Here is a 23,452-nt window from a genome sequence, read left to right on the forward strand (position 1 = left end):
AGGCAGGCCTCGATCACGAGACCGGCCAGCGAGACCTTCGGCAAGCAGTGCACTTGCCCTGCCGGGCCTTTCCGGCGTGGGCGCTTGTGTCCGTGCCTCCCGGTGCGGGCGTTGCTGTGTGCTGCCGTGCCGAGGTGTCGCGCAGTCACAGCACGCGCAATCGCAACACTCTCGGCGGGGCAGCCCGACCGATTGAGGGATTTTGATCAGCTTCAGCGTGATGGCGCTCGTTTTCGGTGTCGTCTTTCTTGCCGAGCTGCCGGACAAGACCGCGCTCGCCGGCCTCGTCCTCGGCACGCGCTACCGCGCCTCGTACGTCTTCGTCGGTGTCGCCGCCGCGTTCGCCGTCCATGTGGCGCTCGCCGTCGCGGCCGGCAGTGTGCTGACGCTGCTGCCGCAGCAGATCGTGCACGCCGTCACCGGCGTGCTCTTCCTCGGCGGCGCCGCGGTGCTGCTGATGAAGAAGGACGAGGACGAGGAGGAGGTCCGCAAGCCGGCGAACCAGAGCTTCTGGAAGGTGTCCGGGGCGGGCTTCATGCTCATCCTCGTCGCCGAGTTCGGCGACCTCACGCAGATCATGACGGCGAACCTCGCCGCGCGGTACGACGACCCGCTGTCGGTGGGGCTCGGCGCGGTGCTGGGACTGTGGGCCGTCGCGGGGCTGGGGATCGTGGGCGGCAAGGCGCTGATGAAGCGGGTGCCGCTGTCGTTGATCACCAAGGTGGCGGCTGTGCTGATGCTGGGGCTGGGGGCCTGGAGCTTGTACGAGGCTGTGGCTGCCTGAGGGTTCGCTGCGCCGGCTTCACCAGGGGTTGGGGGTGTTGCCGGGGCGGTGTCTGTGCGGGTTCGCTTGCGCCGGCGTCTGCGGGTGTCGGTGCCGGGTGCGTTGTGGGTCGGGGCCGTGCCGGTGCATCAGCCCGTCGCCGTTGGGTGAGGCGTGGCCGTCGGTGGCGACGGGCATCGATGTACCGGCACGGCCCCTCGCGTCGGATCCCGTCTGCGGGTGCGTTGTGGTGGCCGGTCCGGATTTCAGCCCCGGCCGGGGAAGTTTCAGCCCCGGCCGGGGCAAGATCCAGCCCCTCCGGCGTTTGAGGAGCGGGGGCTGGGGTGGAGCCCCAGGTGTGGGTCGGGTAGGGGCGGAGGGGGCGAAAACCCTGCGTCCGGACCTGCTCCCGTCGCCCCCCCGGAGGGGAGTGGGGCCGGTGTCTGGGGTGGGGGCGGTGGCGCTGGGCGGCGTTGTTTTGTATGTTGTAGGAACAAAGTGGTTCCCGTCCGCATCTCCCTGACCGGCGGGCGGGGCCGCCTTGTTTCCCGGGGGTGCTTTTGTCCCCCTGTCTGCGTTTTGGAGCCTGCCGATGACCACGGCCACCACAGTTCTGACCGCCCGCGCCCTCCTGCTCGACATGGACGGCACCCTCGTCAACTCGGACGTCGTCGTCGAGCGCTGCTGGCGCGGCTGGGCCGACCGGCACGGGCTGGACGGGGACGAGGTCATGAAGGTCGTTCACGGCAGGCAGGGGTACGCCTCGATGGCGGTGCTGTTGCCGAACCGTCCCATGGAGCAGAACCACGCGGACAACGCGCGGATGCTGGCCGAGGAGACCGCCGACATGGAGGGCGTCGTCGCGATCCCGGGTGCGCCGGAGTTCCTCGCCTCCTTGGCCGGAGTGCCGCACGCGCTCGTCACCTCGGCGGATGTGGCGCTGTCCAGCGGGCGGATGGCCGCCGCCGGGCTCGGGCTTCCCGATGTCCGTGTCACCGCCGAGTCCGTCGGCGCCAGCAAGCCCGATCCCGAAGGCTTCCTGAAGGGGGCGGCCGAGCTGGGGATCGCGCCCGAGGACTGTGTCGTCTTCGAGGACTCCGGAGCGGGGATCGCCGCGGGGCGGGCCGCCGGGATGCGGGTCGTGGGTGTCGGTCCCCGGGCCGGGATCCACGGGCCGGACGTGTTCGTCCGTGATCTGACCGAGGTGCGGGTCGAGGTCGTCGGAGACGGCACCGTCCGCCTTCACATCGGCTGAGGTCCTCAGCACCGGCTGGGGATACGGATCCCCTCCGGGGACGGCGACGGAGTCGGGCCGGGCGCAGGGTGGTTTTTCGCCCCCTCCGCCCCTGCCCGTCCCGTACCTGGGGCTCCGCCCCGGACCCCGCTCCTCAAACGCCGGAGGGGCTGAAACTTCCCCCGCGACCAAAAAACTGGCTCGGACGGACTGGATCTCGCACCCGCAGTCGGCCACGCGCGGGAGGGGCCGTGCCGGTACATCGATGCCCGTCGCCACCGACGGCCACGCCTCACCCAACGGCGACGGGCTGATGCACCGGCACGGCCCCGACCCCCCACCGGACCGAGACCCGCAGACGCCGGCGCAAGCGAACCCGGGTTACGGCTGGGACGTCTCCGCCTCCAGGCTCGCCCGTGTGGCCGGGCCGTACACCCCGGGGTCGTCTCCTGAGATGCCCCGCGACCACTGGTACCAGCGCACGGCGTCTTCGAGGTGGCGGTCGAACTGGCCGTCGGCCTTCCGCATGTACATCCTCAGCTGGCTCAGCCGGAGCTGGAGCTCGGTCACCTCGGACCCGCTGTCGCCGCGCCGCAGGGCGGGCCCGGCCACTTCGTTCGGACCGCCGCCCCCGGTGGACGCCACGGATCCCGTCGGGGTCGCCGTCGGGCTCGGCCGCGCGGACGTCGGTGACGCCGTGGCCGACGAGGACGGTGACGCCGACGTGTCCGACTCGGACGCCGACGGCGACGGGCTCGTGCTCGGTGAGGCCGACGCGGACGCCGAGGCGGACTCCGTCGAGGACGCGCTCGCCGACGGCACCGCGGAGGCCGTGTCGGACAGGACGTCCGGGGCGCTCGCCCTGACGTCCTTCGGCTGACCCTCGTCCCGCGCGGGAGGGTCGTAGGAGAGCAGGCCGCTCGCCACCCCCGCCGCGGCCACCACGGTCACCACGACTCCGGTGACGGCCAGGACACCGCTGCGCCGACGACGCCTGGCCCGGCCCGCGGGCGAGGCCTCCTGGCCGGGCCCCGAGGCGCGCGCGTTCTCGTGGAAGAGGCGGACGTCGGTGGCGCGCGCCTCCGAGGGGAGCGCCTTCAGCCGCATGGTCGCGTCGGCCGGCATCGGTGCCGACGGCGTGGTCACCTCGGGCGGCAACGGTGCCGAGCGCGGGGCGGCATCCGCCGGTACCGGGGCCAGCCGCATGGTCGCGTCGGCCGGGATCGCGGCGAGCTGCATGGTCGAAGCGGCCGCGTCCTCTGCGCCCGCGGCCTGCATCGGCATCCCGCCGACCGGCTGGGCGCCGGCCACGGAGCCCGTCGGCTCGACGCCGCCGACCGGTGCGCCGCCGTGGAAGCGCGGGTCGTCACCGTTCACCGGCGTGGCGGCGGCCCCCCAGCCCCCGCCGCCCGGATGTGCCCCATGGGTGCTCACGGGCGCCGAGGTGCCCTCCTGCGCCCAGGTGCCCGCTTCGGCGGCCGCCCAGGGCTCTCCGGCCGTCGGGGCGGCCTGCCAGGGGCCTGTGGCCTGGCCGGCCGGACCCGGGGCGCCGACGCCCTCGGCCGGCTCCCAGCCTCCTCCGATGTGCCCGGAGTACTCCGGGCCCAGTTCTACGTAGGGCCGTATGCGCAGCGGGTTGAAGTCCTCCGCCGCCGCGGCCTCCGCCGAGCGCTCGTCGCGCAGGGCGTCGGACGCCCTGCGGGTGCAGGCGCAGGACGGGGTGCCGTCCTGCGCCCGGTGTGCGGCGCACTCGGGGCAGACATGCCCGGTCGGTTCAGTCACGAGTGGGTCCCTCCCCCCTGAAAACTCCAGTGATTATCCGGACGACCTTCATACAACCTTCAAGCAGCCCCCCTGAATCGTGGATTCCGGTTGCCTCGACAGGCCATAACAGGACACACCGATCAGGATGGAGGGTGACCGGGACCCTCGGTGCTCAGGGAGGCCGCATGACCGGGGACGCGCACGGTTCCGACACACCGTCCGGCCAGGGGCCGGACGGGGCGGAGGCGCCGGCCGGCGGCGGCACGGGCGAGCCGCCCGGACTGCACGACTCGGTCGAGCTGAGCGAGTCCGCGGTGCGCCGCCGCAGCGCGGCGGCGACCGACGCCCGGGACACGGTGCACGGCAGCGGCGTCTTCGTGTCCATCGGCGCCCTGCTGCTCGGCATGCTGCTCGCCGCGCTGGACCAGACGATCGTGTCCACCGCGCTGCCGACCATCGTGAGCGACCTCGGCGGCCTGGAGCACCTGTCCTGGGTGGTCACGGCGTACTTGCTCGCGTCGACGGCGGCGACCCCGCTGTGGGGCAAACTCGGCGACCAGTACGGCCGCAAGAAGCTCTTCCAGACGGCGATCGTGATCTTCCTGATCGGGTCGGCGCTGTGCGGCATGTCGCAGAACATGGGCGAACTGATCGGCTTCCGCGCGTTGCAGGGACTCGGCGGCGGCGGGCTGATGGTGCTGTCGATGGCCATCGTCGGCGACCTCGTCCCGCCGCGTGAACGCGGCAAGTACCAGGGGCTGTTCGGAGCGGTGTTCGGCGCGACGAGTGTGCTGGGGCCGCTGCTCGGCGGGCTGTTCACGGAACACCTGAGCTGGCGCTGGGTCTTCTACATCAACCTGCCCGTCGGTGTCGTCGCGCTCGCGGTGATCGCCGCGGTCCTGCACATCCCGAGGAAGTCGGCACGGCACGTCATCGACTACGCCGGTACGTTCCTGATCGCCGCGGTCGCCACCTGCCTGGTCCTGGTGGCCTCGCTGGGCGGCACCACCTGGGACTGGGGCTCGCCGCAGGTCATCGGGCTCGTGGTCCTCGGCGTGGTACTCGCCGTCGCCTTCGTCGCGGTGGAGCGGCGCGCGGCCGAACCCGTTCTGCCGCTCAAGCTGTTCCGGGTCCACACGTTCACGCTGTCCGCGATCATCAGCTTCATCGTGGGGTTCGCGATGTTCGGCGCGATGACCTATCTGCCGACGTTCCTCCAGGTCGTGCAGGGCGTCTCGCCCACGATGTCCGGCGTGCACATGCTGCCGATGGTGTTCGGGCTGCTGCTGTCCTCCACGGTCTCCGGTCAGATCGTCAGCCGTACCGGCCGCTGGAAGGTGTTCCCGGTCGCCGGCACCGGCATCACCGCCCTCGGCCTGCTCCTGCTGCACCAGCTCGACGAGAACAGCGGCACGGGCGAGATGAGCGTGTACTTCTTCGTGTTCGGCCTGGGTCTCGGCCTGGTCATGCAGGTGCTGGTCCTCATCGTGCAGAACGCGGTGTCGTACGAGGATCTGGGCGTCGCCACCTCAGGGGCGACCTTCTTCCGGTCCATCGGCGCCTCGTTCGGCGTCGCGATCTTCGGCACGGTCTTCGCGGGCCGCCTCGGCGACAACCTGACGAAGGCGCTGGGCGGGCAGCAGCTTCCACCCGGCATCACCACGGACTCCCTGAAGGCCGACCCGAAGGGGATCGCCCAGCTCCCGGCCGACCTGCGGCCGCCCGTCCTGCACGCGTTCGCGACGTCGATCACCGATGTCTTCCTGTACGCCGCCCCGGTCGCCCTGCTCGGTTTCGTGCTGGCCTGGTTCCTGCGCGAGGACAAGCTGCGCGGCTCCGTCACGGCCCCCGACGTCACGGAGACACTCGCCAGCAACCCGGTCGAGCGGTCGTCGTACGACGAGGTGTGCCGGGCGCTGTCCGTGCTCGGCACCCGGGAGGGGCGCCGCGAGATCTACGAGAAGATCACCGCGCGCGCGGGCTACGACCTGTTGCCGGCGGCGAGCTGGCTGCTGCTGCGGATCAAGAAGTACGGGTGGGCCGAACCCGCTCTGCTGGCCGAGCACAGTGCCGTGCCCCTGAACGTCGTCCTGGCCGGCACCCGCCAGATCGAGGAACGCCGGCTCGCCCGCCGCGAGGGCCTGGACCTGGTCCTGACCGACGAGGGCCGCGTCGTCGCCGGGAACCTGTCACGGGCCCGCGAGGAGTCCCTCGCCGAACTCCTCGGCGACTGGTGGGCACCGGACCGTCCGACCGACCTCACCAAACTGGTCGAGGAGCTGAACGAGGAGATGTGCGGTTCCGACGCGGAACGCCCCTACTCCGGGACGCCGGTCGCCCGGCCCCAGGGAGAAATGGGCTGAGCGTCAGCCGGCCAGATCCTTCCGGAACCAGTGCTCGGCGTAGATGTCGTCGTTGTGCGCCGGGGTCTCCTCGTACCCGTGCCGGGCGTACAGGGCCCGCGCCTCGACGAGGTCGGAGCGGGTGTCGAGGACGAGCCGCCGGGCGCCGAGGCCACGGGCGGCCGTCTCGGCGGCCGCCAGCAGGAGCGGGGCCGCGCCCTTGCCGCGCAGGTCCGCGCGGACGAAGACACGGCTCAGCTCGCCCGTCGTGGCGTCGAGCATCCGCACCCCCGCCGTGCCGCCGGGCTCACCGTCGTGGCGGGCGACCAGCAGCACACCCGCCGGCGGAGTGAACTCGGCGCCCGTCCGCGCGGCGATCTCCCGCTCCAGTTCGCCGGGATCCGTCGTACGCCCTTCGTGCACCTGGTACCACCGGTCGCTGACCTCCGTGTAGTACGCCCGCCAAAGGGCTCGGGCGGCAGGGGAGTCGAAGGGTTCCGGGGCCACGCTCCAGGAGTCCTGTGGGCCGGAAGGCGATCGGGTCATGGGCGCCATTGTCGGTGGGCGCCGCCCCCGGTGCGCAACCGGATAACGAGCTCGGCCGAACGGTACGACGAGGAAGGGGCGTTGACGGCTCGCGTCGTCACGGGGGCCGTTTGAGGAGCGGGTTCCGGGCAACCCGGTCCGGGAACCGGCCCGTTGGGTCGAGAACCCGGGAAGGCACCCATGTCCACAGGCGTGATCATCGCTCTGATCATCGTGGCGGCCGTTGCCGTTGTCGCGGCCGCCCTCACCCTCCGCGCCCGAAGGCCGCCGGGCGGGCGCTCCCTGCGGCGGCGCTTCGGACCGGAGTACGACCGGACCGTCGCCCGGCACGACGGCGACACCCAGGCCGCCGAACGCGACCTCAACGAGCGGGTGAAGCGGCACGGCGCACTGCGGGCGCAGCCGCTGGAACCCGCGGCCAGGGAACGGTACGCGGCCGGCTGGACGGCCGCCCAGGAACGCTTCGTCGACTCGCCCCGGGAGGCGGTGACCGAGGCCGACCGGCTGCTCGGCGAGCTGGCCGGAGCACGCGGATTCCCCGACGGGGACCGTTACGAGGAGCAGGTGTCCGCTCTCTCCGTCCACCACGGACACCACGTCCACGGCTACCGCCGCGTGCACCGGGCCGCACTGGCCCGCACCGGCGGGAACGGGAACGGGAACGGTGGCGTCGACACCGAGAAGCTGCGCGAGGCCATGCTTGAGGCCCGCGACCTCTTCGACGACCTGCTGACCCCTACCCGCGAGGACACCTCGCCCGGCCGGGCGCGCGACACGGACGACGTGAGCGAGCCCCCGGCCGCCCGTCCGGAGCGCAGCAAGCGGTTCGCCCTGACCAAGGACGCCCGGCGCGCCGAGCCCGAGCCGACGCCGGCGAGCGCCGGGCGCACCGAGCCGACGCAGAGCACCGGGCGCGCCGGGAGCACCGGGCCCACAGAGAGCGCCGAGAGCGGCGAGAACAGCACCAGGACCTCTACCCCCGACACTCGCTCCCACCTTCCCTGGTCCTTCACCAGGCGTCAGGCGAAGGGGAGTTGAAGAAGGTGAGCACCATGAAGCCAGAACAGGATCGCGAGCGGACCCCGTCCCGCGAGGCCGCTGCCATGAAGGGCCGTGTGACCCCGGTACCCGCCGGGCGCTCCTCGGACGACCGGGCGGACGAGAACCGCGGAGAGGCCGAGGAAGTGTCGCGCCGCGAAGCACTGAAGGGCCAGGTGGACCCCGTGCCCACCGAGACCGCTCCGGGCACCCCGGACAGGAACGGCACCCCGGACAGGAACGGCGCCCCGGACAGGAACGGCGGCCGCGCCACCGACGGTGACGACCGGGCAGTCCGTCCGGCCGGGACCGGTGCGACGGCCCGCGCGACGACGGGCGCCGACACCGACGAGCGAGAGGCCCCGGGCGACGGCCGTGCGGGGCGTACGGGCGCCGGCCCCGCATCCCGCGCGTCCGGGGCCCCCGAAGGCCCCGGGCCGCGCCCCGTGCCCCGTGACGCCGGGGGAGCGCTCAGGGGCGGCTCGGCGGACACCCAGGACCGTGCGGGCGACTCCGCCGGGCGGGACGAGCGGATGCTGCCGCTGGACGAGCACGACAAGTTCTCACTGCGGATGCGGCACGCGGTCGGCGGGTTCATCGACGGGCCGCAGGCCTCCGTCGAGGAGGCCGACCATGTGCTGGAGGAACTCGCGGACCGGTTCACGGAGGCCGTGACCCGGCGGCGGCGCACCCTGCGTACGTCCTGGCAGTCCGGCGGCGAGGGCAAGGCGACGGACCCGGACACCGAGCGGCTCCGGCTCGCCCTGCGGGACTACCGCGAGATGACCGAGCGGCTCCTGCGGCTCTGAGCCGGCTCCGACACCCTCCCGGCGAAGTGAGGCCGCGTCCCGGACCATGCCCCGGGACGCGGCCTCACGCCCTTCGCGCCGCCTCACCGCGCCAGGCGCAGGCTCTCCCGTCGGCCCGTCGGCCCGTCGGCCCGTCGGCCCGTCGGCCCGTCGGGCTCAGGTTCGCCCTGCCGTTCGGTCGCGTCCGGGGCGGCCGCCGGGTTCGTCGTGCCGACGGTTCCGGCCGGACCGCCTCCGGCGTTCCGCCGTCCGCCCCGGCTCACGCGGAGCCGGTGTCTCCCCGTTCGTCGGGCCCCGGGCCGCCGGGGGCCGGGCTCTCGCGGGCCACGCGCCACTCCCCGACGATCTTCTCCACGTCGTACGGCTTGAGTCCGAGCGGAGGCCCGGGCGGCGGCTTGAACATGACCTCGCGGATCTTGGCGTTGATGTCCTCGACGGCCCGCCGTACCGCCCGCTCCGAAGGAAGCGCGGGAACCGCCGCGAGCACGTCCTCCGCCTCCTTGCGCAGCGCCAGTGTGGGCGGCAGGACCGACAGACCCTCGCGGGCCATCTTCCGCTTGATCCACCAGAGTTCGTCGTACGGGGTGTCGGTGACCTCCGGCAGCGGCTTGCCCGCGCCGGGGAGTTCCGTGAATTCGCCGCGGGCCTCCGCCTGACGGATCTGTCGGTCGACCCAGGACTCGAAGCTGACACCGGGTGGCTTGCGCTCGGTCATGAGTCCATTGTGCCGGAGGTCACACGGCGAGGGGAAAGGTCGAATTATCATGCGGCGGCGACGGGGCAACGACGTTCCCCGGCGGGACAATCGGACCAGCACCTCACGAAGGAGCGCGCGTTGCTCGAACTCACCATGGCCTCGGTGTCCGGAGGGGACGTCGGAGCGACGGCCGGGATGCAGATGGCCGACGCGCCGAGCGATCCCGGAGCCATGCTGCGGGTGGGCAGGGACCGGGCCGTGTGCCGTCTCGCGACCCCCGACGACTGGCTGTTCGTCTCCCGGGTCCACCTGGAGTTCCAGTGCGGCCCGGACGGCTCCTGGCAGGTCACCTGGCTCCGGGGTTCCCACGCGGAGCCGTCCTCCGAGGTCCGGCTGATCCTGACGGGGCTGCAGCCCCAGCCGCTTCCGTACGGCGGGACGGCCAGACTCCCGGCGGGCGGCTCCGGTGAGCTCGTCATCCAGGACCGCACCGGGCCCCACACCGTGAACGTGGGCTTCTACCACGAGCTCTAGGGCCGGTGCGGCGGTGCGGGGCGGGACCGGGGGTCAGGCTTCCACGCGGGCCAGGGCGAACCCGTCGTACCCCTTGATGCCCACCGTCTGCAGCGCCGTGCCGTTCAACTTCGGGTGGGAGGCGATCAGTTCGAGCGCGGCCCGGGTGCCCAGCACGCTCGGGTCGGTGCTCGACCCGTCGATGACCGCTCCGCCGCGGACCACGTTGTCGAGGACGATCACGCTGCCGGGCCGGGTGAGCCGGACCGCCCACTCGATGTAGTGGGGGTTGTTCACCTTGTCCGCGTCGATGAAGACGAGGTCGAACGGCTCCGGATTCTCGTCCGCCAGCTTCGGCAGGGTCTCCAGGGCGGGACCCACCCGCACCTCGGCGATCTTGTCGAGGCCCGCCCGCGCGAGGTTGGCGCGGGCGACCTCGGCGTGTCGGGGGTCGTACTCGAGGGTGATCAGCCGACCGTCGGCCGGCAGCGCGCGGCCCATCCAGATCGTGCTGTAACCGCCGAGCGTGCCGATCTCCAGGATGCGGCGGGCGCCCTGGATCTCGGCGATCAGCCGGAGCAGCTTCCCGTGGTTCGGCGCGACGTTGATGGGGGGCAGTCCGGCCGCCTCGCTGTCGTGCAGCGCGGCGGCGAGGATCTCGTCGGCGGGGGCCAGGAGGCTGGTGAAGTGGTCGTCGACGTCGTTCCAGAGCTGAGACTCGCTCATGCACCGGGCCTTTCATAGCCTAGTTAGATGCGCTAAGGACTTCCGGGACCGAACCTAGCCGCCGGCGCTCCCGCGTGCCAGCGGGATCGGGGCCGCGCCGACGGCCTTCGGGCTCCGCGCGCCGACGGTCTTCGGGCCTCACGGGTGTCAGCGGCTCGCGGGTTCCACGGCGGGTGCCGAGCCCGGCAGGGGCCGGCCCGCCGACTCCGTCATGAACCAGACCGCCGCACCGCCGATCACGGCCGCGGCCATCATGTAGTACGCGGGCATCATCATGTTCCCGGTCGCTCCGATGAGGGCGGTGACGACCAGCGGGGTCGTTCCGCCGAAGAGCGAGACGGAGACGTTGAAGCCGATCGAGAGCGAGCCGTAGCGCACCCGGGTCGGGAAGAGCGCCGGGAGCGCGGCCGGCATCGCCGCGGTGAAGCAGACCAGCAGCAGGCCGAGGGCGCCCATGCCGAGCGCGACGGCGAGCAGACTGCCCTGGCGGATCAGCAGCAGGGCCGGGACGGACAGGGCGAGGAAGCCGGCGCAGCCCGCGGCGATCACCGGGCGGCGGCCGATCCGGTCGGTCAGGGCGCCCGCGAACGGCTGCACGACCATCATCAACGCCATCACGCCGAGGACCACGAGCAGACCGTGCGTCTCGTCGTACTCGAGCTCGCTGGTCAGGTAGCTCGGCATGTAGGACAGCAGCATGTAGTCGGTGACGTTGAAGACCAGCACCAGGCCCATGCACAGCAGCAGGGTGCGCCACTGGCCGGTGACCATCTCGCGCAGCGGCACCTTGGGGCGGCCCGCCTCGGACTTCTCGAGCTCCGCGGCGAACGCCGGGGTCTCCTCAAGGCGCATCCGCAGGTAGAGCCCGACGACGCCCATCGGGCCCGCGATCAGGAACGGGACGCGCCAGCCCCAGGACAGCAGGTCGTCGGTGGACAGCAGGGCGGTCATGAGGGTCACCAGACCCGCGCCGCCGATGTATCCGGCCAGCGTGCCGAACTCCAGCCAGCTTCCGAAGAAGCCGCGCCTCTTGTCGGGCGCGTACTCGGCGATGAAGGTCGAGGCGCCCGCGTACTCGCCGCCGGTGGAGAAGCCCTGCACCAGACGGGCCGCGAGCAGCAGGACCGGAGCGCCGACGCCGATCGTGGCGTACGACGGGATCAGACCGATGGCGAAGGTGCCGGCCGCCATCATGATCATGGTGAGGGCGAGGACCTTCTGGCGGCCGATCCGGTCGCCGAGCGGGCCGAAGACCATGCCGCCGAGCGGGCGGACGAGGAAGGCCGCGGCGAAGGCGCCGAAGGTCGCGAGGAGCTGGGCGGTCGGGTTGCCCGAGGGGAAGAAGACCTTGCCCAGGGTCACCGCGATGTAGCTGTAGACACCGAAGTCGAACCATTCCATCGCGTTGCCGAGCGCCGCCGCCTTCACGGCGCGCCTGACCAGCGCGGGGTCGGTGACGGTGACCTCGGGGGAGACGGGGCGGGTGGGAGCGGGGAGGCGTACGGCGGGGGCTGTCGGGGTCGCGGTCGGCAAGGGCCTTCCTTTCGCCGGGGACGGGGACAGGTCCGCCCGGGGGCGGACCGGGGGTTCGCACAGGTGACCCGTGGGTCGCCCGGGGCGGACCCGGCTGCCCACCCGGAGGTGGGCCGAAAAGCGACCTTAGGTCCGTTCGTCCCCGTCACGTGGTGTAAGCGACCTGCCGCGCAGCGCACATAAAGGCCGCGTACGCAGGCGCGACGGGACGGACGGAGCCGCCCCCGCGGAGGCTCGTCTGTGATCCATGTCGCGAGGCCGACGGGGAACCGGCCCCTTCGCCGACCGTCGACATTCGGACAGAAGCGGAGAAGTCGCCGGGTCGATCGAGGGCTCCCGCGCCCTCCGGCGAGGGTGGCAGTGACGCGCCAGATCCTGATATGGGTTGAGATAAGGGATCTGTGAGACACGGACCGGTCAATGGGTCGGGAGGGTCGGCAAGGCGTGGCGAACGTGGAGCACGGCGGACGACCGGGCGAGGGCCTCGTGGGAGCGCCGGAGACGGTGCGAGCACGGGTGCGCGCCCTTCGCGTCGGGCTCTGGGCCGTCGCCGCGATACTGGCCGTACGGCAGGTCGCCGCCGTCCTCAGCACCCCCAAGGCGGACCGGCTGACGGATCTGGAGACCTGGGTCGGCCCGAACGGCGTACTGCACGTGAAGGGCTCGCTGTACGACTCGACACGGTTCACCGGCACCCCGCTCGGCGGCCTCGTCCTCAAACCTCTCACCCGGTCGGCCGAACAGGCCCTCGGCTGGGGCTGGACCTTCGGCACCCTGCTGCTCGTCGTGGCGCTCGGCCTGGTGGCCGCCCGTGCCCTGCCGCCCCCCGTGAGCCGGCGGACGTCACTGCTCGCCGCGCCCGTGGCCGTCAGCCTGCTGATGCTGTCGCTCCCCGTACGCAACGCCCTCTACCTCGGCCAGACCAGCATCATCCCGGTGCTGCTCGTCCTGCTCGGCTGCTTCGTCGTCCGCGGGGAACGCGTCTGCGGGGTCCTCATCGGGCTCGCGGCGGCCCTCCAGCCGACCGTGCTGCTCTTCACGCCGCTTCTCTGGTTCACCGGCCGCCGCCGCGCCGCCGCCTCCACCGGGGCCACGTTCGCCGCCCTCACCGCGCTCGCCTGGGCCGCGATGTCGCACGACTCGAACACGTACTGGGTGCACCACCTGGCGGGCGTCGGCCTCGGCAAGGACGCCGACGACCTCGCCAACCAGTCCCTGCACGGCGCGCTGCTGCGGCTCGGTCTCACCGGGCCGCTGGAGGTCGGTCTCTTCCTGGCGCTCGGCGCGGCCGTCGCCGTCGTCGGACTCCGCCGCGCGGTGCGCTACGCCCGTGACGGACAGCTGCTGCTCGCCGTCGCGGTGACCGGCTGCCTCGCCGTCGCCGTCTCGCCCACCACCTGGCAGCACCAGGTGCTGTGGGTGCTGCTCGCGCTCGTCGGCCGGGTCGGCCGGAAGACCTCGGACCGCTATGTGTGGCCCGTCGCGGTCGTCCTGGTCATGACGCTGCCCGCCCGGATGATGCTGCCGGACATGCCGGTGCTCCAGCCGCTGCGCGACAACGTCGTGCTGATCGCCGCGCTGGCCGCCGCCGTCGTCGTACCGTTCCTGTCCCGTACGTCCGCGTACTACCGGGCCCCGGTTCCCGCCGACCGCGCGGCGCCCGTCCCCACCCGGTGGAGGCGGGTCCCGCTGCTGCCGTCGGGCCGGGTCCTCAACCGTACGAACCTGCTGCTCGAACTGCTCCTGATCCGCGTCGGGTACTCCGCCTACCAGCAGGTCAGGCTGGCCGCGACGGGCGGCACCAACTCCGGCGGCAGGGCCGCCGCCGAGCACCACGGCGAGCAGATCCTCGCCGTCGAGCGGTTCCTGCACCTGGATGTCGAGCACTGGGTCAACCACTCGGTCGTCCGGGTCCCCTTCCTGAGGGATTTCTTCGACTTCTACTACCAGTCGTTCCACTTCGGTGTTCCGCTCACCATCCTCGCCGTGCTCTACGTCCGCCGCCCGGCCGACCACCGCTGGGCCCGCTCCGCCCTCGGCTTCGCCACCCTCCTCGCCCTGGCCGGCTTCTGGCTCTACCCGCTCGCCCCGCCGCGCCTGATGCCGGGCCTCGGCGTGATCGACACCGTGCACGGCGTGCAGGACTTCTCCAAGCCCGACTACGGCACGCTGACCGAGCTGACCAACCAGTACGCGGCGATGCCCTCGCTGCACTTCGGCTGGTCCCTGTGGTGCGGGGTCGTCATCGCGGTGCTGGCGCCCCGGTGGTGGATGAAGGCGCTGGGCCTGTTGCACCCGCTGCTGACGCTCTCCTCGATCGTGGCGACCGGGAATCACTGGGTCCTGGACGCCGGCGGCGGCGCGGCGGTGGTCGCCGCGGGCTTCGGGCTGACGTATCTCCTCACCGGCCCGCGGTCCCGGACGTCCGTGGAACCGGTCGAGACGGGAGTGAAACCGCCGGTCCGTGCGGTGGGCCGGGCAGGCCGGACACAGGGCTGATCCGGTCACGTGCCTGGGCTGATCCGGTGCCGTGTCCGGGGCGGGGCGGCGTGTGCCGAGGCTGGGTGCGGGTGCGGGTGCGGGTGCGCGGTGGAGGGGTGAGGGTGTGGGTGTGGGTCTCGGGGGAGGCAGAGGCGGGCGCGGGGGGATGCCCCTGCCTCCCTCGGGACGGGCCGACGGTGCCGGGAGGACGTCGGCCCGAGCGTGCGGCGCCCGCTACGTGTGACGGACCTGGAGTTCCTTGACGCCGTTCAGCCAGGCGGAGCGGAGACGGCGGGGATCGCCCGCCAGCCGCAGACGCGGCATCGCGTCGGCGATCGCGTTGAAGATCAGGTCGATCTCCAGCGTGGCCAGGGACCTGCCGAGGCAGAAGTGCGGGCCGCCGCCGCCGAAGCCGAGGTGCGGGTTGGGGTCACGGGTGATGTCGAAGACCTCGGGGTTCTCGAACACCTCGGGGTCGTTGTTCGCGGAGGAGTAGAAGATGCCGACGCGGTCGCCCTTCCTGATCCGCTGCCCGCCCAGTTCGGTGTCCTGGGTGGCGGTGCGCTGGAAGGCGACGACGGGGGTCGCCCAGCGGACGATCTCCTCGGCGGTGGTCTTCGGCCGTTCCCTCTTGTACAGGTCCCACTGGTCGGGGTGGGTGAGCAGGGCGTGCATCCCGTGGGTGATGGCGTTGCGGGTCGTCTCGTTGCCGGCGACCGCCAGCAGCAGGACGAAGAAGCCGAATTCGTCGGTGGCGAGGTTCCCCTGGTCCTCCGCCGCCACGAGCGTGCTGACGATGTCCTTGGCGGGGCACTGCTTGCGGTCCGCCGCCATGTTCATCGCGTACGAGATGAGCTCGGTGGCCGACTCGGCGCCGATCTCCTCGGTGATCGCGTACTCCGGATCGTCGTACGCCACCATCTTGTTGGACCAGTCGAAGATCTTGACGCGGTCCTCCTGCGGGACGCCGATGAGCTCGGCTATCGCCTGGAGCGGGAGTTCGCAGGCGACCTGGGTGACGAAGTCGAACGAGCCGTCGGGGGCGGCCTGCGCGAGCGCGTTCGCGACGATCGAACCGGCGCGGGCGCGCAGCGCGTCCTCCAGCGAGCGGATGGCGCGCGGGGTGAAGCCGCGCTGCACGATCTGACGGACCCGGGTGTGCTCGGGCGGGTCCATGTTCAGCATGATGAGCCGCTGGACCTCGATCTGCTCGCGCTGGATGTGCTCGTTGAAGCGGATGACGGCGGTGTTGAGGAACGATGAGAACAGTTCGGGGTGCGTCGAGACGTACTTGACGTCCGAGTGCCGGGTGACGGCCCAGTAGCCGTCGTCCTCGAAACCGGCGACGCCGGGCTGTTGCGGGATCCAGTGGACCGGTCGGGCCCGGCGCAACTCGGCGAACTCCGGGAGGGGCACGCGGTGGTGCAGCACATCGGGGTCGGTGAAATCGAACCCGTCGGGCAGCGCTGGACAGGACATCGGCAACTCCAGGGGCGCTTCTGACGGTCCATCAGGAAAAGGAATCGCCGTGAAGGTAGTAACGGGTTCTACAAGTGGCAAGGGGTGCGGGCCTCCCAATTGCGTGCGGGATTCGTACAGATCACGACTTCGGGAGCTGCACGACCCTTGCGGCGCGGGGGGTTCGCTCAGCAAACTGCACGCAGAACTGGTACGCGTTCTAGTTCTGCGTGGTGGGTGGGCCGGGACGCCCCGCGCTGCGCGGGTCAGCTGGGCCTGGCCGCCGGGCAGGCCTGAGGAGAGGACGAGCCCCCATGGCCGCGGAACCCGTGATCGTCGAAGCCGTACGGACGCCCATCGGCAAGCGCGGTGGCGCGCTCGCCAATCTGCACCCCGCCTATCTCCTGGGCGAGACCTATCGTGAACTCCTCGGCCGCACCGGCATTCCCGCCGACTGCGTCGAGCAGATCGTCGGCGGCACGGTGACCCACGCCGGCGAGCAGTCGATGAACCCCGCGCGTACCGCCTGGCTGACGGTGGGACTGCCCTACGAGACGGCGGCGACGACGGTCGACTGCCAGTGCGGCTCCTCGCAGCAGGCCTCCCACATGGTCGCCAACATGATCGCGGCGGGCGTCATCGACGTCGGGATCAGCTGCGGTGTCGAGGCGATGTCGCGGGTGCCGCTGGGCTCGGGGTCCAAGCACGGGCCGGGCAAGCCGTTCCCCGACGAGTGGAACGTCGATCTGCCGAACCAGTTCGAGGCGGCCGAACGGATCGCGCGCCACCGCGGGCTGACCCGCGAGAACGTCGACTCCCTCGGGCTCATCTCGCAGGAACGGGCGGCCGTCGCCTGGGCCGAGGAACGCTTCAAGCGCGAGACGTTCGCCGTGCAGGTGCCCACCACCGAGGACGAACAGCGGGCGGGGCAGGGCATGTGGCGGCTCGTCGACCGGGACGAGGGGCTGCGCGACACGTCCATGGAGGCGCTGGCGAAGCTGAAGCCGGTGATGCCGACGGCTGTTCACACGGCCGGCAACTCCTCCCAGATCTCGGACGGTTCGGCGGCCATCCTGTGGGCTTCCAAGCGGATGGCGCGGGCGCTGAAGCTGCGGCCGCGGGCGCGGATCGTGGCTCAGGCGCTGGTGGGTTCGGACCCGCACTTCCATCTGGACGGTCCGATCGACGCCACCCGGGCCGTGCTCGGCAAGGCGGGGATGTCGCTCAAGGACATCGACCTCGTCGAGATCAACGAGGCCTTCGCGTCGGTGGTGTTGAGCTGGGCACAGGTCTTCGGGCAGGACCTGGAGAAGGTGAACGTGAACGGGGGCGGGATCGCGCTCGGGCATCCCGTGGGGGCCACGGGGGCCCGGCTCATCACCACGGCGCTGCATGAACTGGAGCGCGCCGACAAGGAGTTCGCGCTGATCACGATGTGTGCGGGTGGAGGGCTGGCGACCGGGACGATCATTCAGCGGTTGTGAGGGGGCTTGTGGCCTGGCGCGGCTTGCTTCGGCTGGCTCGGCTCGGTCGGTTCGACTTGCTCGGCTCGGCTCGGCTCGGTTTGGTTCTGGTGGAGGGGTCATTCGCGGCCGGAGGTCGTGGCTGCCAGCGCCGCCGGTACGAGCGCGGCGATCAGCAGGGGGAGGGCGAGGCCGTGGTTCAGGACGAGCCACGCGCCGAGCAGGGCGCCTGCCGCCATCGCCAGTACGGAGGCGGTCCGGCGCGGGGAGTGATGGCCCGCGCCGCCGCCCAGGCGGGAGTCGGCGGCCAGGCCCGTCAGGGTCATCGTCAGGACGGTGGTCGTCAGGTCGGCGACGCCGAGCCTGCGGACCGTCGCGTTGCGCAGGCCCATCGCGAAGGCCGTGACGGCGATCACGGTGTAGGTGGTGGCGGTGGCGTGCGGGGCGGCGAAGGCCGCCGCCGCGCAGGCGAGAGTCAGGACGGCTTCGGCGGCGAATGCGGCGCGGGCCCAGGTGCGGCGTGAGCCGTCGCTCAGCCGCGTCGCCGTTCGTCCGCCGGTCGCGGCGCCCGCCACGAAGCAGGACAGCGAGGTGAGGGTGTGCGCTACGGAGAAGCCGGGTGCTCCGGCCGCGGCGAAGCCGAGCACCACCACGTTGCCGGTCATGTTCGCGGTGAAGACGTGACCCAGGCCCAGGTAGCTCACCGCGTCGATGAGTCCGCTGACCACGGTCAGCGACAGCAGCGCGGGCACGAGCCGCAGGCCTCGTGACTCGGGGTCGTGGGCCTTGTCCGTCCGCGTGGTCATGGGGGTCAGTCCACCACGGAGGTTCGCTTGCGCCGGCGTTCGCGGTGTCGGTCCGGTGGGTGGGTCGGGGCCGTGCCGGTTCGCTGCGCCGGCGTTCGCGGTGCGGTGCGGCTCCGGTGGGGGGTCGGGGCCGTGCCGGTACATCCGCCCGTCGCCGTTGGATCAGACGTGGGTTTCGTAGGGAGCCGCTGCTCGATCCGGACGTAAGCGACGGGCATCCGATGTACCGGCACGGCCCCTCCCGCGCGCTCCCGGCTGCGGGTGCGAGATCCAGTCCGTCTGGGCCGCATTTTGGCTGCGGCGGCAAGATCCAGTCCGTCCGGGCCGCTTTTTGGCTGCGGGGGCAAGATTCAGCCCCTCCGGCGTTTGAGGAGCGGGGTCTGGGGCGGAGCCCCAGGGGTGGGAAGGGTAGGGGCGGAGGGGGCGAAGGAACGCTTGTGGCTGTGCCCGGTGCCGGGTGCTGGGAGTCGGGACTCGGGAGGGGAAGTGATGGTGGGTACGACAAAGGCGGCAGCCCGGGGAACGGGGTGCCGCCTGTGTGTGCTGTGGGGCTGATCAGTACCAGCCGTTGGCCTGCCAGAAGCTCCAGGCGCCGGCCGGGCTGCCGTAGCGGGAGTTCATGTAGTCCAGGCCCCACTTGATCTGGGTCTTGGGGTTGGTCTTCCAGTCGGAGCCGGCGGAGGCCATCTTCGAACCGGGCAGGGCCTGGACCAGGCCGTACGCACCGGACGAGGAGTTCGTGGCGTTGACGTTCCAGCCACTCTCGTGCTCGACGATCTTGCTGAAGGCGTTGAACTGCCCGGCGTCCGGAATCATCGAGTGGGCGATCGACTTCGCGGCGGAGGCGCTGGTCGGCGTGGCGGCCTGGGCGGGCGCCGCGGCCAGGACCATACCGGCGGTGGCGGCGGCCACGGCGGTACCGGCGAGGGCCTTCTTCGGGGAAGAAACGATGCGGCGGATGACGGAGACGGACACGGAGAACCTGTTTCCTCGGGGACATGGGGTCGCTCGTACGTCGTGACCACGTGGTGTGTGGAAGGAGCGGCGTACGTCGGCGCCGCGGCCCGTGGGGGCTCGTGGTGCCTGGCGACGTCCACAAGACAAACAGGATCCGAACTCGTCCGCAATGACCCTTTTTACTAGTTGTGGTCGCATCCAGGGTGAAAGTCCACTGTGTGACGTGGCTCTCAAACCCCAGGTCAGAGGGCATGACGACGCGTTCATGCCACGCCCATTGATCTACGAAGCCGCTTCGTATGTGACGTGGGCCCTGTGGGCCGCTTCACCCTGTGTGTGACGGACGGTACGGGGCGGGCCACGCGGTGCTGCGGGGTGATGTGACGTGGGTCGCGGATCAGCGGGGTTCGAACGTGACCGGGCTCTCGAAGGCCGCCCGGCGCGTGGCCCGGCGCAGCGCCTTGAGGAGGGTCGTGCCGATCGTCAGGGTCAGGACGACGGTGACGACCGCCCGCCCCAGGTCCCAGCCGAGGGAGGTGGCCAGGCAGTAGGCGAGGAAGCGGGCGAGGTTGGCGGGGACGGCGGCGTGCGGGTCGAAGGCGATGTTCGAGGCCAGCGCGTCCATGAAGGGCCAGCCGGCCAGATTCATGACGGTGCCGTACGCGAAGGCGGCGAGGAAGCCGTATCCGGCGAGCATCAGGAGCTCCGCGCGGCCGCGCAGCCGGTCCGCCCCCGGCAGGAGCCCGGCCCCCATCGTGAACCAGCCCATGGCCAGCATCTGGAAGGGCATCCAGGGCCCCACCCCGCCGGTCAGCAGCGCCGACGCGAACATGGTCACGGACCCGAGCACATAGCCGAAACCAGGTCCGAGCACCCGCCCGCTCAGCACCATCAGGAAGAACATCGGCTCGATGCCGGCGGTCCCGGCCCCGATCGGGCGCAGCGCGGCGCCGGTCGCGGCCAGCACGCCGAGCATGGCGACCGCCTTCGGCCCGAGGCCCGACTCGGAGATCGTCGCCGCGACCACCGCGACCAGCAGGACGAGGAGCCCGGCGAACAGCCACGGCGCGTCCTGGGCGTGCGCGCTGACCTGTGAGCCGGGACCCGCGAAGAGCGGCCAGGCGAACCCGGCGGCCCCGGTCGCGCTGACCAGGGCCAGGGCGGCGACGGAACGCGGGCCGAGGCGGACGGCTCGAGCCTGGGGCTGGGGCTGCGGGCGGGCGGCGGACGCGTCGGCGGTGGTCATGCGAGGGCCCTTCTGACCTGGGCGACGGTGAGCCATGGCTCGGGGGCCAGGATCTTGGCGACCTGCGGGGCGAAGGACGGGGACGCGACGACCACCTCGGCGGTGGGACCGTCGGCGACGACCTCGCCGTCCGCGAGGATCACCACACGGTCGGCGAGCTCGGCGGCGAGTTCCACGTCGTGGGTGGCCAGCACGATGGCGTGCCCCTCGGCGGCGAGCCCGCGCAGCACGGTGACCAGCCGGGCCTTGGCCGCGTAGTCGAGACCGCGGGTCGGCTCGTCGAGGAGCAGGAGCGGAGGGCGTGCGGTGAGGACGACGGCCAGTGCCAGCGCCAGCCGCTGCCCCTCGGACAGATCACGGGGATGCGTGCCGTCCGCGATGTCCGGCAGCAGCTCGGACACCAGCGACCGGCAGGTTCCGGCGGCGGCCCCGGCGTCCTCGTCGGCCGCGGCGCACTCGGCGGCCACCGTGTCCGCGTACAGCAGATCCCGCGGCTCCTGCGGTACGAGTCCCACCCGCCGTACGAGGTCACGCGGCGCCAGGCGATGCGGTGCGGCACCGCCGACCCGTACGGAACCGGCGGTCGGCTCGACGAGCCCGACCAGCGCTGCGAGCAGCGTCGACTTCCCGGCGCCGTTGCGGCCCATCAGCGCGATGGTCTCGCCCGGCCCCGCCGTCAGATCGACCCGGCGCAGAGCCTCGACGCGCCCGCGCCGGACGGCCAGCGACGCGACGGCGGCCACCTCCGACGACGGGGCGGCGGCGGGGCCACGACCGCGACCACGACCGCGGAGGAGACGGGACAGCGGGGAAGGGGAGGCGGCGGGGCGTTCCGGTGCCTCGGGAAGAGGGAGGGGCGGGCTGAGGGGAGCGGCGGGTCCGGCCGGTGCCGGAGCGGTGGCGGTGAGGCGCTCGCGCAGTGCTCCCGCCCGGCGTCTCGCGTCGCGCACGGTCAGGGGGAGCGGGGACCAGCCGGCCAGGCGGCCGAGGTCCACCACCGGCGGGCGGACCGGGGAGACGGCCATGATCTCGGACGGGGTGCCGAGCGTCAGCGGCGCTCCCGGCGCGGGCAGGAGGGCGAGCCGGTCGGCGTACTGGACGACGCGTTCCAGGCGGTGCTCGGCCATCAGGACCGTGGTGCCGAGGTCGTGGACCAGGCGCTGGAGGACGGCGAGGACCTCCTCGGCGGCGCCGGGGTCCAGGGCCGAGGTGGGTTCGTCGAGGACCAGGACCCGCGGGTGCGGGGTGAGCACGGAACCGATCGCTACCCGCTGTTGCTGGCCGCCGGACAGGGTGGCGATCGGGCGGTCGCGCAGGTCGGCCAGTGAGAGGAGGTCGAGGGTCTCCTCGACCCGGCGGCGCATCACGGCCGGTGCCAGGCCCAACGACTCCATGCCGTAGGCGAGTTCGTCCTCCACCGTGTCCGTCACGAAGTGGGACAGTGGGTCCTGGCCCACGGTGCCGACCACGTCCGCGAGTTCGCGCGGCTTGTGGGTACGCGTGTCCCGCCCCGCGACGGTGACCCGGCCGCGCAGCGTTCCGCCCGTGAAGTGCGGGACCAGTCCGCTCACCGCGCCCAGCACCGTCGACTTGCCGACCCCGGACGGGCCGACCAGCAGCACCAGTTCGCCCTCCGGCACCTCGAAGTCCACTCCCCGGACGGAGGGTTGGGCCGCACCGGCGTACGTCACGGAGACATCCTCGAAGCGGATCACGAAGACTCCTCGGGGGCAGGGGTCCGCCGGGCGGCCGGGGCCGCGAAGGCGGGGAGGAGGCCGAGCAGGACCACCGCCGCCGGCAGGAGCGGGAGGGTGGGGGCGACCAGGGGGACGACGCCGGGGCGCAGGGCGGCGGGATCGCTCGACGCGGCCACGATCATCAGGGCCGCGACCGCCACGCCCGACCCGGCGACCAGCCAGGCCCGGACGCCCCAGAGGTCGGGCCGGTACCGCGTCCGCGGTGTGCGGCGGCCGCCCAGCCACAGGCCGCCGAGCGCCGCGCCGAGCCCGGCCAGCAGGACCGGCAGGCCGTAGCTGTCGCCCGCCGCGGTCAGCAGTCCGTAGGTGCCGGCACAGACGCCGAGCAGGCCGCCCAGGGTGAGGGCTCCGGTGGTCCGGCGGACGGCGGCCGGGACCTGTGCCGTACGCCCGTACCCGCGCGCGTCCATCGCCGCGGCCAGCGCGACCGAACGCTCCAGCGCGCCCTCCAGGACGGGGAGTCCGACGTGCAGGAGGCCGCGCAGACCCCGGTCGGGACGGCCGCGGAGCCGGCGCGCGGCGCGCAGCCGCTGGACGTCGGCGATCAGGTGCGGCGCGAAGGTGAGCGCGACGACCACCGCGACGCCCGCCTCGTACAGCGCTCCCGGCAGCGACTTGAGGAGCCGTGCCGGGTTGGCGAGGGCGTTGGCCGCGCCGACGCAGACGAGCAGGGCGGCCAGCTTCAGGCCGTCGTAGAGCGCGAAGAGCAGGCCCTCGGCGGTGACCCGGCCGCCGATGCGCACCCCTTGTGCCCAGTGCGGGAGGGGGACCTCGGGGAGGGTGACGATCACGTGCGTGCCGGGGATCGGGGAGCCGAGGAAGACGGCGAAGGCCAGGCGGATGACGAGGACGGCCGCCGCCAGTTTCACGAACGCGGTGTAGGAGCGGGCCCAGGGGGCGTCGGTGCGGTGAGTGGCCACCACGAACCCCGCCACCGCCATGAGCAGCGCGAGCAGAAGCGGATTCGTGGTGCGGGAGGCCGCCGTACCGAGCCCCAGCGCCCAGATCCACCAGGCCCCGGGGTGCAGGGCGTCGGCCCGGTTCGCGACGGAGACGGTACGCGTACCGCTCGTGCCGCTCGTACGGCTGCGGGGGAGGGAGAAGGGGAGAGCGCGGGGGCGGGAGTTCGGCGACGGCCCCACCGGGTCGGTGCTCGGCGGGGCCGTCGTCTCATCCGCGTTCGCGTCCGGGTCCGGGTCCGGGGCCGGGCGCCTGGGGGCCGACACCCGGGGTTTCCGGTCCCGTTCGGGCAGGGCGGAGCCCCATCGCGCCGTGGGGCGGTCGCCCGTGGAGGCGGTGGGGCGGTCGGACTCGGTCAT

General features: G+C 72.4%; 19 protein-coding genes. 8 read left to right on the top strand and 11 right to left on the bottom strand.

The window, feature by feature from the left end:
* Positions 1–202 precede the first annotated feature (202 nt).
* Together OG780_RS28830 and OG780_RS28835 are read left to right on the top strand one after the other, a co-directional pair.
* A complete protein-coding gene (locus OG780_RS28830) occupies positions 203–784 on the top strand; it encodes a TMEM165/GDT1 family protein (RefSeq protein WP_326788064.1) in 582 nt (193 codons plus the stop codon).
* A 571-nt stretch (positions 785–1,355) separates the two neighbouring features.
* The gene (locus OG780_RS28835; RefSeq protein WP_328452978.1) at positions 1,356–2,018 is read left to right on the top strand and encodes an HAD-IA family hydrolase; all 663 of its coding nucleotides are present in this window, start codon (positions 1,356–1,358) and stop codon (positions 2,016–2,018) included.
* 360 nt (positions 2,019–2,378) lie between these two features.
* Here the strand turns inward: OG780_RS28835 and OG780_RS28840 are convergent, their stop codons facing one another.
* Entirely contained in the window at positions 2,379–3,779 is a 1,401-nt protein-coding gene (locus OG780_RS28840) for a peptidoglycan-binding protein (RefSeq protein ID WP_328452980.1), read from the bottom strand.
* Positions 3,780–3,946: 167 nt separating this feature from the next.
* Here OG780_RS28840 and OG780_RS28845 point away from each other — a divergent pair, with 167 nt between their 5' ends.
* Positions 3,947–6,124, top strand: a complete 2,178-nt coding sequence (locus OG780_RS28845) for an MDR family MFS transporter (RefSeq protein WP_443062224.1) — start codon at positions 3,947–3,949, stop codon at positions 6,122–6,124.
* Between the two features lie 3 nt (positions 6,125–6,127).
* On the opposite strand, the gene OG780_RS28850 is transcribed toward OG780_RS28845, so the two are convergent.
* Positions 6,128–6,649: a GNAT family N-acetyltransferase gene (locus OG780_RS28850; RefSeq protein WP_328452982.1), complete on the bottom strand. Its 522-nt coding sequence runs from the start codon at positions 6,647–6,649 to the stop codon at positions 6,128–6,130.
* A 180-nt stretch (positions 6,650–6,829) separates the two neighbouring features.
* On the opposite strand from OG780_RS28850, the gene OG780_RS28855 reads away from it, so the two are divergent.
* Together OG780_RS28855 and OG780_RS28860 are read left to right on the top strand one after the other, a co-directional pair.
* Positions 6,830–7,687, top strand: a complete 858-nt coding sequence (locus OG780_RS28855; RefSeq protein ID WP_443062225.1) for a hypothetical protein — start codon at positions 6,830–6,832, stop codon at positions 7,685–7,687.
* A 14-nt stretch (positions 7,688–7,701) separates the two neighbouring features.
* The gene (locus tag OG780_RS28860; protein ID WP_328452984.1) at positions 7,702–8,496 is read left to right on the top strand and encodes a hypothetical protein; all 795 of its coding nucleotides are present in this window, start codon (positions 7,702–7,704) and stop codon (positions 8,494–8,496) included.
* A 259-nt stretch (positions 8,497–8,755) separates the two neighbouring features.
* Here OG780_RS28860 and OG780_RS28865 read toward each other — a convergent pair whose 3' ends face one another.
* A complete protein-coding gene (locus tag OG780_RS28865; protein WP_328452986.1) occupies positions 8,756–9,211 on the bottom strand; it encodes a J-domain-containing protein in 456 nt (151 codons plus the stop codon).
* Between the two features lie 120 nt (positions 9,212–9,331).
* On the opposite strand from OG780_RS28865, the gene OG780_RS28870 reads away from it, so the two are divergent.
* The gene (locus tag OG780_RS28870; protein ID WP_328452988.1) at positions 9,332–9,727 is read left to right on the top strand and encodes a hypothetical protein; all 396 of its coding nucleotides are present in this window, start codon (positions 9,332–9,334) and stop codon (positions 9,725–9,727) included.
* A gap of 33 nt (positions 9,728–9,760) precedes the next feature.
* On the opposite strand, the gene OG780_RS28875 is transcribed toward OG780_RS28870, so the two are convergent.
* Positions 9,761–10,432 (bottom strand): O-methyltransferase, encoded by a 672-nt coding sequence (locus OG780_RS28875; RefSeq protein WP_328452990.1) that lies wholly within the window; start codon positions 10,430–10,432, stop codon positions 9,761–9,763.
* 147 nt (positions 10,433–10,579) lie between these two features.
* Positions 10,580–11,965, bottom strand: a complete 1,386-nt coding sequence (proP, locus tag OG780_RS28880; RefSeq protein WP_328452992.1) for a glycine betaine/L-proline transporter ProP — start codon at positions 11,963–11,965, stop codon at positions 10,580–10,582.
* 444 nt (positions 11,966–12,409) lie between these two features.
* On the opposite strand from proP, the gene OG780_RS28885 reads away from it, so the two are divergent.
* Entirely contained in the window at positions 12,410–14,464 is a 2,055-nt protein-coding gene (locus OG780_RS28885; RefSeq protein WP_328452994.1) for a bifunctional glycosyltransferase 87/phosphatase PAP2 family protein, read from the top strand.
* A 216-nt stretch (positions 14,465–14,680) separates the two neighbouring features.
* Here OG780_RS28885 and OG780_RS28890 read toward each other — a convergent pair whose 3' ends face one another.
* Positions 14,681–15,925 (bottom strand): cytochrome P450, encoded by a 1,245-nt coding sequence (locus OG780_RS28890; protein ID WP_328452996.1) that lies wholly within the window; start codon positions 15,923–15,925, stop codon positions 14,681–14,683.
* 293 nt (positions 15,926–16,218) lie between these two features.
* On the opposite strand from OG780_RS28890, the gene OG780_RS28895 reads away from it, so the two are divergent.
* Positions 16,219–17,388 (top strand): steroid 3-ketoacyl-CoA thiolase, encoded by a 1,170-nt coding sequence (locus tag OG780_RS28895; protein WP_328452998.1) that lies wholly within the window; start codon positions 16,219–16,221, stop codon positions 17,386–17,388.
* A 98-nt stretch (positions 17,389–17,486) separates the two neighbouring features.
* On the opposite strand, the gene OG780_RS28900 is transcribed toward OG780_RS28895, so the two are convergent.
* The 5 genes from OG780_RS28900 to OG780_RS28920 all read right to left on the bottom strand — a co-directional run bounded on the left by OG780_RS28900 (position 17,487) and on the right by OG780_RS28920 (position 23,452).
* Positions 17,487–18,173, bottom strand: a complete 687-nt coding sequence (locus OG780_RS28900; protein WP_328453000.1) for a YoaK family protein — start codon at positions 18,171–18,173, stop codon at positions 17,487–17,489.
* A gap of 555 nt (positions 18,174–18,728) precedes the next feature.
* Positions 18,729–19,148 carry a transglycosylase SLT domain-containing protein gene (locus tag OG780_RS28905; protein ID WP_326788077.1) on the bottom strand — a complete coding sequence of 140 codons (420 nt, stop codon included), beginning with the start codon at positions 19,146–19,148 and terminating at the stop codon, positions 18,729–18,731.
* A 379-nt stretch (positions 19,149–19,527) separates the two neighbouring features.
* A complete protein-coding gene (locus OG780_RS28910; RefSeq protein WP_328453003.1) occupies positions 19,528–20,376 on the bottom strand; it encodes an ECF transporter S component in 849 nt (282 codons plus the stop codon).
* A complete protein-coding gene (locus OG780_RS28915; protein ID WP_328453005.1) occupies positions 20,373–22,091 on the bottom strand; it encodes an ABC transporter ATP-binding protein in 1,719 nt (572 codons plus the stop codon). Before OG780_RS28915 ends, OG780_RS28910 begins: the two co-directional genes overlap by 4 nt.
* Positions 22,088–23,452 carry an energy-coupling factor transporter transmembrane component T gene (locus OG780_RS28920; protein WP_328453007.1) on the bottom strand — a complete coding sequence of 455 codons (1,365 nt, stop codon included), beginning with the start codon at positions 23,450–23,452 and terminating at the stop codon, positions 22,088–22,090. Before OG780_RS28920 ends, OG780_RS28915 begins: the two co-directional genes overlap by 4 nt.

It is taken from the genome of Streptomyces sp. NBC_00386, from assembly GCF_036063235.1.
In the GTDB taxonomy this organism is placed as follows: domain Bacteria; phylum Actinomycetota; class Actinomycetes; order Streptomycetales; family Streptomycetaceae; genus Streptomyces.